The organism is Limnobacter olei (assembly GCF_029087225.1).
Classification (GTDB): Bacteria; Pseudomonadota; Gammaproteobacteria; order Burkholderiales; family Burkholderiaceae_B; genus Limnobacter; species Limnobacter olei.
In genome coordinates this window covers 1-12683 of the sequence record NZ_JARFJD010000004.1, presented here as the reverse complement: position 1 = coordinate 12683, position 12683 = coordinate 1, and the positions used below count along the sequence as shown (strand labels likewise).

Sequence of the window (12683 nt, the reverse complement as noted above, 5' to 3'; positions counted from 1 at the left end):
CTATTCATGTTGAACTTCAATTCAAAAATATATGTGGCGGGCCACCGGGGCATGGTGGGCAGCGCGATTGTGCGTCGCCTGAATGCTTTGGGTTACAGCAATATTGTGGTGCGCACCCATGCCGAGCTTGACCTGTGCAACCAGGCTGCCGTGAATGAATTTTTCGCAGCTGAGAAGCCCGACGCCGTGGTGTTGGCCGCAGCCAAGGTAGGTGGCATACACGCCAACAACACCTACCCGGCCGAGTTTATTTTTCAGAACCTGATGATGGAATGCAATGTGGTGCATGCAGCCCATGCCAACGATTGCCAGCATTTGTTGTTTCTGGGTTCAAGCTGTATTTACCCCAAGTTGGCTGAGCAGCCGATGACAGAAACTGCGTTGCTGACAGGTACTTTGGAAAGCACCAACGAGCCCTACGCGGTGGCGAAAATTGCAGGCATTAAATTGTGCGAAAGTTACAACCGCCAGTATGGCCGCAACTATCGCAGTGTAATGCCCACCAATTTGTACGGTGAGAATGACAACTTTCACCCCGAGAACAGCCATGTGATACCAGCGATGATGCGCCGTTTTCATGAAGCCAAATTGCGTGGAGATTCTGAAGTGGTGGTGTGGGGCACAGGCACGCCCATGCGTGAATTTTTGTATGTAGATGACATGGCCGCAGCCAGTGTGCATGTGTTATTGCTGGATGAACAAACCTACAAAGCCAATACACAGCCCATGCTTAGCCACATCAATGTGGGCACAGGCGTAGATTGCACCATTCGTGAACTGGCAGAAACCATGCAGCGCGTGGTTGGCTTTGAAGGCAAGTTGGTGTTTGATACCACCAAGCCCGATGGCACCCCGCGCAAGTTGATGAATGTAGAGCGCTTGAAGAATTTGGGTTGGCAATACAGCATTGATTTGGAAACCGGTTTGAAGAAAACCTATGCCTGGTTTTTGAATAACATGGAAGGACTAAGACAAGCATGAACCGAGTAATCCCAGTCATTCTATGCGGCGGCGCAGGCACGCGCCTTTGGCCCTTGTCGCGCAAAAACTTTCCAAAGCCCTTTTTGAAAGTAGGCGCTGAAAGCCTGATTGCGCAAACCGTGCGGCGTGCTGCAGCAGTGGCCAAAGCCGCCGATTCAAGCGATGTGTTGTTGGTGAGCAATGAAAGCTACCAATTCTTGCTGCAAGACGAATGTATGCCGGTGTTGAAAGGCGAGGGCGGCAACATGGCCCTGCACCAGTTGCTGGAGCCGCAAGGCCGCAACACTGCACCAGCCATTGCCTTGGCTGCGCAGTGGGCGCAAGCCCGTTACCCGGGTGAAAACCCCGTGTTGTTGGTGCTGCCGGCCGACCATTTAATTAACCCCGTTGCCGAGTTTGTGCGTGTGGCGCAACAAGCCGTGGCGGCTGCACGCAAGGGCTGGCTCACTTGCTTTGGTATTACGCCCAGCACGCCTGAAACTGGTTTTGGGTACATTCAGCAAGGCGCGCCGGTCGACGAAATTAACGGTGCATTTGCAGTGCAGCGTTTTGTTGAAAAGCCCAAGCTTGAACTGGCCATGGAATATTTGGCGAGTGGCCAGTATGTGTGGAATGGCGGCATGTTTGCGCTGCGCGCAAGCGACCTGTTACAGGCGCTCGAAAACAACGAGCCCAGCGTGGCCAGCCAGGCGAGTGTTGTTTGGGCCAGTGCAAAAGAAAGCAAAAATGCCAAGGCAAGCGGCAGCGTGTTTACGTTCAACAAAGATGAATTTGCGAAGTTGCCCGACATCAGCATTGATTACGCCGTGATGGAAAAGGCCAGCAATGTGGCTGTGGTGGCTGCCAGTTTTCAGTGGAGCGACATTGGCAGTTGGGCTGCCTTGGCCGACCAATGCACGCCCGACACACAGGGCAATACAGTGCAGCAAGAAGGCGCAGGCCAACTGATTTCAATTGACAGCAACAACACTCACGTGCGTATGGGCAACCGGGCGGTAGCCACCTTGGGTGTTGAAAATTTGTTGATTGTGGACACCCCTGACGCTTTGCTGGTGGCCGACAGAAGCCGCCACCAGGATGTGAAAAAAGTGGTTGAAACCCTGAAGGCGCAAGGCAGTGAGCTGGTGAATTTTCACCCCACTGTGCACCGCCCTTGGGGTACTTACACGGTGCTTGAAGATTCTGCAGGTTACAAAATTAAACGCATTGAAGTAAAGCCGGGTGCATCGCTTAGTTTGCAAATGCACCACCACCGCAGCGAGCACTGGATTGTAGTCAGCGGTACTGCAGAGGTAACCAATGGCGAGAATGTGTTTTTGGTGCGCAAGAATGAATCAACCTACATTCCTGCCGGGAACAAGCACCGACTGGTAAACCCCGGCGTGATGAACCTCGTGATGATTGAAGTGCAAAGTGGCGACTACCTGGAAGAGGACGACATTGTGCGTTTTGACGATGTGTACGGGCGGGCCTGATTCAGGGTAATTAACTGCTCACCTTCACACTCATCAACTCACTCAATGTACTTCGCAATTGCACACCACTGAGCGGTTTGTGCAAGATCAGGAAACCGGAGTTTCTGGCTTCCTGAATTCGACTGGGGGCGGTGTCCCCAGTCAATATTACAGCAGGTACATTTCCAAGTTGTGCTTGTAATGATTGTATGGCCTGTACGCCTGTGCTTTTGTTGCGCAGCCGATAGTCGGCCACAATGGCGTCGGGCATGCGGCCCCGGGCCATTAAAATACGCAGGGCGGTTTCAGCGTCTTCAGCGGCAATGGTTGAACATTGCCAGCGGCTGAGCATCTCGGTCACGCTGGCGCGCACCAAATCGTCATCATCAATCAACAACACGGTTTTGCCGGTCAATGGGGTTTTACCAGCAGCATGCACGCGGCCGGGTTCATCCAACAAGTGGCTGGCGTCACCTGCTGGCACAGTCACATAAAACATTGAGCCCTTGCCCACGGTGGAATTCACACCAATGTCGTGGTTCAGCAATTTGCCCAAGCTGTGCGCAATGTACAAGCCCAACCCCAAGCCTTTGGCTTTGTCTCGCTCGGGGTTGTCCAATTGGTAGAACTCTTGAAACACGGTTTCCTGGGCGCTGGCGGGTATGCCGATGCCGGTGTCGTGTACTTCAATCCGGATTTGTCCACCCTGTTTGCGGCAGCCAATCAGCACGCGCCCTTCAGGTGTATACTTGATCGCGTTTTCTACGTAGTTGCGAATAATCAGCTCAAGCAGGGCGGGGTCGGTGTAAGCACACGCCTTGGTTTTTGCGACGCGAATATCTAGGCCCTTGTGTTGTGCCTGGGTAGCCAGTTCATTACAAATGCGTTTGAGCAAAGGGGCCAATTGAATGTGGCGTGGTTTTGCCGTAATGGCAGCTGCATTTATTTTTGCAGAATCCAACAAGGCATTGAGCAAGTTGCGCAAGCCGTAGCCTGCTTCCTGAATTCGGTCCAGCAAGCCTTTGCTGGGGTGGTTGGCCAGATCCTCGCCTAGTGCATCCACCAGCAATTCAATGGCCTGCACGGGTTGCCGCAGATCGTGGCTGGCCGAGGCCAGAAAACGGGTTTTGGCCACACTGGCTTGTTCGGCCACTCGTTTTTGCAAAGTCAGTTCGCTGATGAGTTCTGCATTTTGAAACCGCAAACGAATGGATTGAATGACCATGTTTTGAAGGTTGCGGCCGTAGTGAACGTTGATCAATACGTAAACAAACGCAACCGTGCCCAGCACCCAGAAAAAGGGCGTGTTTTCCCACAGGCAGCGTGCAATGAAAGGCAGTGAGGCGGGCAGTGCAAATGCAGCGTAAGCCGGTGTATGGCAGGCATGGGAGGACACCGCACCGGCTACCATGGCAGCCAGAAAAATGGCCAGTGTCATAAGCACCATGGGGTCGGTTGAGAAAAATACGACGCCTGCGAATCCCCACAAAATGCCCGATGCTGCCGTGAACTGAATGGCCACTTGTATCCAGTGTTCAGGGTCGAAATGTGCGCCCAGTTTGTTGAAGTGCCTTCGTACCCACCAGCGCAAACCGGTCAGCATATACACCGCCGACAACCACAGCAGCAGCGCTGTGCCTTGGCCTGTGTGCCAAAGCACGGCCACCAGGCCAGCCGATGAGGCCATGACACCGTACAAAACAAAGGGCAGGTGCTCGAACAGAAGCTTGGTTTGCTCACGCAAAATGGTGAGTTGATGCGGGTCTTCAGCTTTCATAAATAGAGCAATAAGATAGAGCAATAGGTAGTTTGCACTAAGCATAAGTGGTGATGAGGCGGGCAGGCAATGTCTAAATGGGTTACCCCTGGTTTTTGTAACCCAAATTGGTGGTTCTCACCCTTGAATTTACAGCTGGTTTGTTGCCCAACTTGCCTCGGGACAACACAACGCTGCTGGCGCAAACGCAAGCCATGCAGCAAAGGGCGGCCTTGTTGCAAACCACCAGCGATTACTTCGACACGCAGGCGCTTTACTTTGCCGAGCTAAGTGCGCTGGCCAAAGGCGACACCAGCACAGGCACCACGCGGGCCTTGCGAAAGCTTGTAGAAGCATTGAACAAGGCGCCTGATGTGGGCGGCATACCCCGGGTGAGCAAAGAAGCGGTGGCGGGTTTGGCCGGGCATGTGGCCAGTTGGAAACATGGTGCACAAGTGCGTGAAGAATTGATGCGCGGCGCCGAGCCCGTGGCGCACGCTTTGTTGTTGAACCAGCACATTTTGCAAGAGCAAATACAGTGGATTACGCAACGCGAGGCATTGGCCCGCCAGGTTGAATACCGCGAGAAAGTATTGAAGCCTTTTGTGGAGGACAAAAAGCTGGGCGAAACCTGGAAAAACGCCTGGATAAAACACATCAAGCAAGTGCCCACCATTGAACTGTTGGAGCAGGCCAAAGCAGCCAGTATTGACATGCAACAAGCTTGGGTGAATGTGCTGCGGGGCGAGGGTAGTTTCGAACACTTGCAGGGCGTTTTTGATCAACTCAATTCAAATATTCAGGCAGCCAATAGCCATGAGCACAGCACCGATGAACCCCAGTGATTTTGACGCCTTGCAAAACGATGTGCATGCCTTGTTTTCGGCCTTGTACTTGATTGATGTAGAACTGTTAAGTGCCGAGGAACGCAAACAACACCAGCAGGTTTTGGCGGCTGCGTACCTTGCCTTCGTGAACGCCGAGAATACCCGGTTTGCGGCTTTAAGTGCCCATGCAAAAAACGAGCTTGGCGAGTTGGCTGGGCATGTAAAAATGATGCGCGAGGGTGTGGCTGAACTGGAAGCCCCGAGCGAACAACTGGGTGTTTTGGGCAAAGGTCTGGATGCCTTGGCACGGTTAGCGAAGCTGTTGTAGGTGCCAAGCAGTTTTCCTTGCATACTTCACTTAAGATATAAAGCATGCAAGGTTAACCAAGGTGGAAACATGAACCGCAAAGGCATTGTGTTGGCAGGTGGACAAGCCACCCGACTGTACCCGGCCACTGCCGCTGTCAGCAAACAGCTGCTGCCAGTTTACGACAAGCCCATGATTTACTACCCCCTGAGCACCCTGATGTTGGCGGGTGTACGGGAGGTGCTGGTGATTTCAACCCCGCACGACACACCGCGATTTGAACAATTGCTGGGCGATGGCAGCCGCTGGGGCATGCGCATTGATTACGCTGTGCAGGCTACACCCGGTGGTGTTGCGCAATCGCTGATTGTGGCTGAACCTTTTTTGCAGGGTGCACCCTGTGCCTTGGTGTTGGGCGACAACCTGTTTTATGGTCAAAACCTGGTTCGACAAATGCAGTATGCCTACGGGCAAAAACAGGGTGCCACAGTGTTTGCGTATTCTGTGGCAAACCCGCAAGCCTATGGCGTACTTGAACTGAACGCTGAAGGTACTGTTATTGGTGTGGAAGAAAAACCTGCGCAGCCCAAAAGCAAGCAGGCAGTAACAGGCTTGTATTTTTTTGACGGGCAGGCCGCCACCATTGCCAAAGGCTTGACACCCTCAGCACGAGGCGAACTTGAAATTACCGATGTAATACGAACTTACCTGGCCATGGGGCAGCTTGAAGTGCAACAAATGGGCCGTGGGCAGGCTTGGCTTGATACGGGTACTGCAGACAGCTTGCTGGACGCGGCCAACTTCATTCAAACCATTGAGCGCAGGCAGGGCTTAAAGGTAAGCTGCCCTGAAGAAATTGCGTGGCGCAACCAGTGGATAAGCTCGGCACAGTTGGCTGCTCTGGCCAAACCGTTGCGTAACAGCGGTTATGGCGATTACTTGCTGGGCTTGCTTGAGGCGGGAGTTTGAACCACCTCAAAATTGGTTTCAATAATTTTCTGAAATTCTGGCGAAATGCTGTGCCAGTCAACCAGGTCTACTTTCCAGGGTAAATCGGATTCAGAAAAGGCTTCAGCCAAATTTGCACGAGTGCCCAAGGGAATTGCCTGACGATCAATCAAGGCAAGGTCGAGGTCTGAGAACGGCTTGGGATTTCCATTAACTCTTGACCCAAATGCCCACACTTCACATTGCGGCACGATTTCAGCGAGAATTTGTTGAATCAGTGCGAGCTCTTTGTCTTGTAGTTTCACTTGTTTCTCGCGTGAAGTTGCGCATTCAGAAACCTGGCCTCTTGCAAAAAAGCCGGAATTTCGGCTACCACTTGCAAGGCCACGGATTCGTCATAGGTGTGGCTGGTCCGCGATCGCATCTCCCTGTATTTTTTCCACTGTGCCCAGTCGCTTAAAAGCAGCCCTTGTTCGTTGCCAGTGCGGATAAGATCCTGGAAAGCCAGTTCGTCAATGTTGGCTGGGCTGGGCGATGTAAATTCCAGAAAACGCTTCAGCATTTTGTGGCTCAGTTCATATGTGAATTCGAAACGTTGAATTAATCCGTCCCGAATCTGGGTGTCGGTGATGTCTTTCTGATAGCGCAGAATGCCCTCATCGAGTCGAAGTATGGCATTGTCGAAGGAGCTGAGTTCTAGGATCATTCTGGAATAATTACTTGGTGATATGCATGAATTGTAACCTTACTCCTTTAAACGGCTTATTGCTTCTAACACCCACGGTATACACCGACGCACGCGGTCATTTTTTTGAAAGCTTCAATGCGAAAACTTTCAAGCAGGTGGCAGGCATTCAGCCTGAGTTTGTGCAAACCAATGAATCGCTTTCAAAGCGCGGGGTGTTGCGCGGCCTGCACTGGCAAACTGCTCCCAAGGCACAGGGCAAACTGGTGCGCGTGGTGCACGGTGCCGTGTTTGATGTGGCCGTAGACCTGCGCGAAAATTCGGAAACATTTGGCCAGTGGTATGGCTGTGAATTAAGCAGCACCAACCATATTCAGCTGTGGATACCGCCTGGTTTTGCGCACGGTTTTTTAACGCTGACCGACACCGCAATTACGAGTTACCAGGTGACCGAACACCACAGCCCCGAGCACGAGCATTGCCTTGCCTGGAATGACCCGGTGTTGAACATTGATTGGCCATTGAAGCAGGCTGGTGTTGCAAGGCCAACCCTGTCGCCCAAAGACGAACAGGGTCTGGCTTTTACAAGCTTGAGTTGATTACAAATCGACGCTGACAATCGCCTTGATGGTTCGGGGTGTGCCCACACCAATCAAGCCGTTGCCTGCGGTGCTGTAGTAGTTTTTGTCGGTGGGGTTGTCGACCACCAACTGGAACTGCGTGGGCGTGCTGCCAATTACAGTCGAGTAACGTGCGCCCAGCGAGGCCACGGTGTAGCCGCCAATAAACGCCTGGTTTTGATCGTTCACAGCGCGCTCGCCGGTGTAGTACAAACCACCACTGAAGCTCAAACCCGGTACGCTGAGCAAACGGTATTCTGCAAACAGGCTGGCCGTTTTTTCGGCTGTGTTTTCAGGCACACGCCCCACAGTGGCTGCGTTGCCTTCGTTTTGTAATTCCGCATCCATCAACAAGGCTGAGGCAGCAATTGAAAGTTGCTTGTTCAATTCGCCGGTCCACGCCATCTCGAACCCGCTGTAATTCGCCTTGCCGTTCAGGCCAAATACGCCGGGTGTTCCGGGGGGTGAGCCCGCTGGGGCGGGTTGTAAAAATGTAGATGCACGATCAATGTCGAAATAGGCAATTTGTGCCAGGCTCTTTTGACCAATGTTGAACTTGGCACCCACTTCACGTTGCTCCGATTCTGCAGGGTCGAGCAGCTGGAATGCATTGGCCGCATTGGCAGGTGCCTGCCCCGATTCCTCAAGGCCTTCCACATAACTGGCGTACAGCGACACATCCTGGCGTGGCTTGTACATTACCGCCAGAGACGGGGTTGTTTCTTGTGCGTTATAAAGACGAACAGTGCGTGTACCATCAGCCAGTACACTCAGGTTCTCGGTGCGGTAGTCGCCCCGACGAAGGCCTGCCAATACCTGCCACTGTTCACCCAACTGCATACGGTCAAATACATACAGACCTTGGTCATCTATGGTTACAGCGGAATACGCACCTGTGAAGCTTACGTTCTGAGGTGCAATTTCACGGGGGTTGTACAGGTTTTGGTTGAACAGGCTTTGTGTGCCAGTTACGCCCGGTGTATTGCTGGCGCGGGTGTTGGTGGTGTAGCCAAACGAGAGGTTGTGTGTAATAGGCCCAGTAACCACTTCGCCGTAAACTTCCCCGCGGTAGTTGGTGTTGTCGAATTGTTGGTCGCGGCTGTAGAAAATTCGCAGCTGGCCTTCCCCGGTGTTCAGGTCGTAGTTTTGAAATTGGGAAAAGGCGCGATCACGCGTGGTTTCGGCGTAACCGGCTTCAAACAACACCCCCCAGGAATTGCTCAATACATAGTCCACGCGGGCCAGGTAGTTTTGTGCGTTGGCATCGTATTGTTGCCATTCGCCAGCAAGGTTTGTTTTGTTGTCGGGCACTGGGGGCAGGGTTATGCGTCCGTTGACGGCGGGCAGCAACGCAATTGCGGCCTGCTCGCTCACTGATTTTTCATAATGCTCTACATCGAAGCGAAAGCTTAAGCGGTCGGTGATTTTCCAGTCGTAGGCAATGCTGGCCAATTCGCGTTCGCCGCTGTAGTTGTTCACGCCAATGTCTTCTGCGCCTTTGACCAAATTAACGCGCAGGCCCTGGTTGTTGTTCTCGCCAAACTTGCGGCCCCAGTCGAGGTGGGTGGTGGCACCGCCATGTTCGTTCACACTTTGGCTCAGGCTGAGCACAGGTTTGTCGCCCGCACGTTTGGTGACCAGGTTCACCACGCCCGACGGCGGAATAAAACCGTAGTACAGGGAGGATGCGCCCTTGAGCACTTCGACCTGTTGTTTGTTTTCAAGGGGCACATCGACCAGGTTGATAATCGGCAGAGAACCATTAAGGCGATAGTTGCCACGGTTTTCAACCAGAATGCCGCGAATGGCAATGTTGTCGTAGGTAGAGCCGTTCAGTTGTGAGCGCGTAACGCCAGCGGTATTGCGCAGCGCACCGAACAGGGTGGTGGCCGATTGCGCATCCAGTACTTCGCGGGTAACCGAGTTCACGGTGAGCGGTACATCAATGGGTGCTGTGTCGCGGAAGGTGCCCACTTGCACGGCATTGCTGGAGTAGCTGCCTTGCTCACGGGCTTGAACTTCGACTTCCTCAAGCTGATTGTTGGTGGTTTGGGCGATGGCCAAAGCTGGCAGGCCCAGGCCAAGCATGGCCAGTGCAACAGGTTTGAGTTTCATGGTGTTTGCTGTGGTGGATTTGGAGTTTTTATCAAAATAGGATACTAAACGATAATGACTCGTATTACGAATATCAATTATCAAAACTGTTGTTTATCCTGCGCTTTGAAGGGTTTAGAATGCGGCCTGTGCCTTATTTTGAAGAATGCAACACCATGGCCCAGTGGTATGTGATGTACACCAAACCCCGCCAGGAAATCGTGGCGCTGGAAAACCTGCAACGCCAGAACTACAGTGTGTTTTTTCCGCAAGCCCGTGTGCAAAAGCGCAAGGCAGGGCAGGGCACTGTGCAGGTGGTTGAACCCCTGTTTCCCCGCTATATGTTTATTCAGCTGGAGGTGGGGGTGAGCGATTTTTCCAAGCTGCGCTCTACCAAAGGCTGCGTGGATTTGGTGAAGTTTGGCGGCAAACCTTCAGTGGTGCCTGTTGAATTGATCGAGTTGATTCAACAACAGGTCGATACCGAGTCGGTGCTTGATTTGCTAAAGCTGACTGAGCTGGAAGTGGGCGTGAACGTGCGTGTGGCCGAGGGCCCGTTCGAGGGCATGATGGGCAAAATTGCGGCCCAAAAAAGTGATCAACGCGTGGTCGTGCTGCTCAATGTGCTGGGCGCTGAACGCAGCGTGGAGGTGGCTCGTAGTCAGCTGGACAAGGCCTGAGTTTCACCAAGTATCGACTTGAGTTTATTCAGGAAGTACTCGGGTTCGACGGGTTTCAGCATCCAGCCTTGAACACCTACAGTTTTTGCTTCAGCCACCATACCTTTGTCAGACAATGCGCTCATGACAATGATTGGCGTGTGCTTGGCCACATGCCGCACCCGTTTACAAAACTCCAGGCCGCTTATGCCTGGCATGTTGATGTCAGTCACGATGAGGTCGGGTGTGCCGTGGTCGACAATGTATTGCAACCCCTCTTCGGCGCTGGACGCAGTTTGGGCTTCAAACCCGGCTTGACGGATTACCTCTGCGTACACGCTACGAATGGACCGTGCATCATCTAGCAACAAGACTGTTTTCATACTGATTTCCTATTTCACCGAGGTAGTCATAATGAAATGTTAAATCAGCATGAAATGTTAAGGACAACTTTTAACCAAAGTTAACTATGGCTTACGCTGTGCTTACTTTGGGCGGTTCCAGTCGTTGATGCAACCCACTTGCACTGTGTTGCGTGCCACAGGGCCAGTTTGGGTCAGTGAGCGGTTTTCACCGGGCATGATGTACAGTTCGGTCAGCTGCGCGCCCACCAGCACGCGGCAACGCTTTGGGTGTTCTTTGTGTTGGTTTTCAACGTAAATTACGGTTTCTTCGCAAGATTGGGTCACCTTGGCTTTGGTGGTGCCGTCGGATAAATCTTGTTCCTGTTTGCCTTCAATATTGCACAGGGTGGCTGAAGTGCCACTGTTTTCGGCAGGCTGATTGTTGTTGGGGGTGGGTACTACGGCTACACACGCGACGGCCAGTAAAGAGGCCGCTGCAATCGGGCCTAGGCGTTTGAAGAGTTTCCAATTGATAGTCATGTTCTGTCCCTAGTAAATTAAATAGCTGGCTGATGCCTGTGATAATTGAAATACTGCCCTGGGGCGCACAATTGATATTGTGACTTGTTGTGTATTTTTTTAGTTCAGGTTTTATTCTAAGCAATTTACTGATCGATTATGACTTTACTTGTTACGGGTTCTGCTGGTTTTATTGGTTCGTGTTATGTGCGCCAACATTTTGAGCATAGCGTTGAGCCCGTTGTAAGCTTGGACGCCTTGACTTACGCCGGCCACCTGAGCACCTTGGGCCCGGTATTGAAGCGACCTGAGCACACCTTTGTGCATGCGTCCATTGGCGATGTGGATGCGGTTCGCGCTATTTTTGAAAAACACAAACCCCGCGCGGTGTTGAACTTTGCCGCAGAAAGCCATGTGGACCGGTCTATTCTTGGGCCGGGCGAATTTATTGAAACCAATGTGGTGGGCACCTACCGTTTGCTGGAATGCGCACGCGAATACTGGAATGATTTGCAAGGCGAGGCCAGGGCCGGTTTTCGGTTTTTGCATGTGAGCACCGACGAGGTGTATGGCACGCTGAAACCAAAAGACCCACCGTTTTCTGAAACTACGCGCTACGAACCCAACAGCCCTTACTCGGCCAGCAAAGCGGCCAGCGACCACCTTGTGCGCGCCTGGCACCACACCTATGGCTTGCCCGTGCTAACCACCAATTGTAGCAACAATTACGGGCCTTACCACTTTCCTGAAAAACTGATTCCGCTGTGCATCATGAATGCCTTGAACGGGAAGCAGTTGCCGGTTTACGGCGATGGTCAGCAAATTCGCGACTGGCTTTTTGTGGAAGACCACACACGCGGCATACGCACCGTGCTCGAGAACGGCGTGCTGGGCGAAACCTACAACATTGGTGGCTGGAATGAAAAAGCCAACCTCGAGGTGGTGAAGCTGATTTGCACCTTGCTGGATGAATTGCAACCGCGCGCAGATGGCATTTCTTATTCAACACAGATTGCTTTTGTGACCGATCGGCCCGGGCATGATCGCCGATACGCTATTGATGCCCGAAAAATTGAACGCGAGTTGGGGTGGAAGCCGGTTGAAACTTTCGAGACTGGCATTCGAAAAACCGTGCAGTGGTATTTGGCGAACCGGGCTTGGGTTGCAGAAGTGACCGCTGAACGGTGATTGGTGAGTTGAACTTGAAGGATTGTTGTTGCGGTTTCCTGCGGGGTTCTTGCCCACTCGGCGGCGGTGTTTCGATCGCCTCGCCTTCAAGAAAACCTGCCCTTGCGTGCCGAGCAGGGCCGGTGTTGCCCAGCATGGGCGACAGAGAACGAACCCGACCCGCAGTTTAGGAGGGTCGTTCTCAGGCATCGCAAGGCTCAGCAAGGGGAGTACAGGTTTTCTGGCGAGAGATCGGAACCCAAGCCGATTGGGCGATTAACGAGCGCCAAGAGATCGGAACCCAAGCCGAGTGGGCGGTTAA

14 protein-coding genes are annotated in these 12683 nt (G+C 52.8%); 8 read left to right on the top strand and 6 right to left on the bottom strand.

The genetic code is table 11. The features are described from left to right. Positions 1-6 precede the first annotated feature (6 nt). Together fcl and PY990_RS03575 are read left to right on the top strand one after the other, a co-directional pair. A complete protein-coding gene (gene fcl / locus PY990_RS03580) occupies positions 7-981 on the top strand; it encodes a GDP-L-fucose synthase (RefSeq protein ID WP_275270434.1) in 975 nt (324 codons plus the stop codon). Continuing rightward, entirely contained in the window at positions 978-2456 is a 1479-nt protein-coding gene (locus tag PY990_RS03575; protein ID WP_275270433.1) for a mannose-1-phosphate guanylyltransferase/mannose-6-phosphate isomerase, read from the top strand. The genes fcl and PY990_RS03575 overlap by 4 nt, the downstream gene beginning before the upstream one ends. A gap of 10 nt (positions 2457-2466) precedes the next feature. Here PY990_RS03575 and PY990_RS03570 read toward each other — a convergent pair whose 3' ends face one another. Further along, positions 2467-4212, bottom strand: a complete 1746-nt coding sequence (locus PY990_RS03570; RefSeq protein WP_275270432.1) for an ATP-binding response regulator — start codon at positions 4210-4212, stop codon at positions 2467-2469. 107 nt (positions 4213-4319) lie between these two features. Here PY990_RS03570 and PY990_RS03565 point away from each other — a divergent pair, with 107 nt between their 5' ends. The 3 genes from PY990_RS03565 (at position 4320) to rfbA (ending at position 6294) form a co-directional block, all read left to right on the top strand. Beyond that, positions 4320-5036, top strand: coding sequence for a hypothetical protein (locus PY990_RS03565; protein WP_275270431.1), 717 nt, complete (start codon positions 4320-4322; stop codon positions 5034-5036). Continuing rightward, positions 5008-5346 carry a hypothetical protein gene (locus PY990_RS03560; RefSeq protein WP_275270430.1) on the top strand — a complete coding sequence of 113 codons (339 nt, stop codon included), beginning with the start codon at positions 5008-5010 and terminating at the stop codon, positions 5344-5346. Before PY990_RS03565 ends, PY990_RS03560 begins: the two co-directional genes overlap by 29 nt. Positions 5347-5415: 69 nt before the next feature. Beyond that, positions 5416-6294, top strand: a complete 879-nt coding sequence (gene rfbA, locus PY990_RS03555) for a glucose-1-phosphate thymidylyltransferase RfbA (protein WP_275270429.1) — start codon at positions 5416-5418, stop codon at positions 6292-6294. On the opposite strand, the gene PY990_RS03550 is transcribed toward rfbA, so the two are convergent. Together PY990_RS03550 and PY990_RS03545 are read right to left on the bottom strand one after the other, a co-directional pair. Beyond that, a complete protein-coding gene (locus PY990_RS03550) occupies positions 6261-6578 on the bottom strand; it encodes a nucleotidyltransferase family protein (RefSeq protein WP_275270428.1) in 318 nt (105 codons plus the stop codon). The two genes, rfbA and PY990_RS03550, sit on opposite strands and share 34 nt — an antisense overlap. Continuing rightward, entirely contained in the window at positions 6575-6979 is a 405-nt protein-coding gene (locus tag PY990_RS03545) for a nucleotidyltransferase substrate binding protein (RefSeq protein WP_275270427.1), read from the bottom strand. Before PY990_RS03545 ends, PY990_RS03550 begins: the two co-directional genes overlap by 4 nt. 26 nt (positions 6980-7005) lie before the next feature. Between PY990_RS03545 and rfbC the strand changes: the two genes are divergently transcribed. Continuing rightward, a complete protein-coding gene (gene rfbC, locus PY990_RS03540) occupies positions 7006-7557 on the top strand; it encodes a dTDP-4-dehydrorhamnose 3,5-epimerase (protein ID WP_275270426.1) in 552 nt (183 codons plus the stop codon). Here the strand turns inward: rfbC and PY990_RS03535 are convergent, their stop codons facing one another. After that, positions 7558-9693 (bottom strand): TonB-dependent siderophore receptor, encoded by a 2136-nt coding sequence (locus PY990_RS03535; RefSeq protein WP_275270425.1) that lies wholly within the window; start codon positions 9691-9693, stop codon positions 7558-7560. It lies immediately after the preceding gene. A 128-nt stretch (positions 9694-9821) separates the two neighbouring features. Between PY990_RS03535 and PY990_RS03530 the strand changes: the two genes are divergently transcribed. Then, the gene (locus tag PY990_RS03530) at positions 9822-10352 is read left to right on the top strand and encodes a transcriptional activator RfaH (protein ID WP_275270424.1); all 531 of its coding nucleotides are present in this window, start codon (positions 9822-9824) and stop codon (positions 10350-10352) included. Here PY990_RS03530 and PY990_RS03525 read toward each other — a convergent pair. Further along, positions 10334-10714 (bottom strand): response regulator transcription factor, encoded by a 381-nt coding sequence (locus tag PY990_RS03525; RefSeq protein WP_275270423.1) that lies wholly within the window; start codon positions 10712-10714, stop codon positions 10334-10336. The genes PY990_RS03530 and PY990_RS03525 overlap by 19 nt on opposite strands. Before the next feature lie 102 nt (positions 10715-10816). Beyond that, complete coding sequence (locus tag PY990_RS03520) at positions 10817-11215, bottom strand: hypothetical protein (protein ID WP_275270422.1); 399 nt, start codon at positions 11213-11215, stop codon at positions 10817-10819. 138 nt (positions 11216-11353) lie between these two features. Between PY990_RS03520 and rfbB the strand changes: the two genes are divergently transcribed. Then, complete coding sequence (rfbB, locus tag PY990_RS03515) at positions 11354-12382, top strand: dTDP-glucose 4,6-dehydratase (RefSeq protein WP_275270421.1); 1029 nt, start codon at positions 11354-11356, stop codon at positions 12380-12382. The last annotated feature ends 301 nt before the right edge of the window (positions 12383-12683 follow it).

Bases quoted from the DNA above. Each gene is read 5' to 3' on its own strand.
- fcl (WP_275270434.1), top strand. From the start codon at position 7: ATGTTGAACTTCAATTCAAAAATATATGTGGCGGGCCACCGGGGCATG.
- PY990_RS03575 (WP_275270433.1), top strand. From the start codon at position 978: ATGAACCGAGTAATCCCAGTCATTCTATGCGGCGGCGCAGGCACGCGC.
- PY990_RS03570 (WP_275270432.1), bottom strand. From the start codon at position 4,212: ATGAAAGCTGAAGACCCGCATCAACTCACCATTTTGCGTGAGCAAACC.
- PY990_RS03560 (WP_275270430.1), top strand. From the start codon at position 5,008: ATGAGCACAGCACCGATGAACCCCAGTGATTTTGACGCCTTGCAAAAC.
- rfbA (WP_275270429.1), top strand. From the start codon at position 5,416: ATGAACCGCAAAGGCATTGTGTTGGCAGGTGGACAAGCCACCCGACTG.
- PY990_RS03545 (WP_275270427.1), bottom strand. From the start codon at position 6,979: ATGATCCTAGAACTCAGCTCCTTCGACAATGCCATACTTCGACTCGAT.
- rfbC (WP_275270426.1), top strand. From the start codon at position 7,006: ATGAATTGTAACCTTACTCCTTTAAACGGCTTATTGCTTCTAACACCC.
- PY990_RS03535 (WP_275270425.1), bottom strand. From the start codon at position 9,693: ATGAAACTCAAACCTGTTGCACTGGCCATGCTTGGCCTGGGCCTGCCA.
- PY990_RS03525 (WP_275270423.1), bottom strand. From the start codon at position 10,714: ATGAAAACAGTCTTGTTGCTAGATGATGCACGGTCCATTCGTAGCGTG.
- PY990_RS03520 (WP_275270422.1), bottom strand. From the start codon at position 11,215: ATGACTATCAATTGGAAACTCTTCAAACGCCTAGGCCCGATTGCAGCG.
- rfbB (WP_275270421.1), top strand. From the start codon at position 11,354: ATGACTTTACTTGTTACGGGTTCTGCTGGTTTTATTGGTTCGTGTTAT.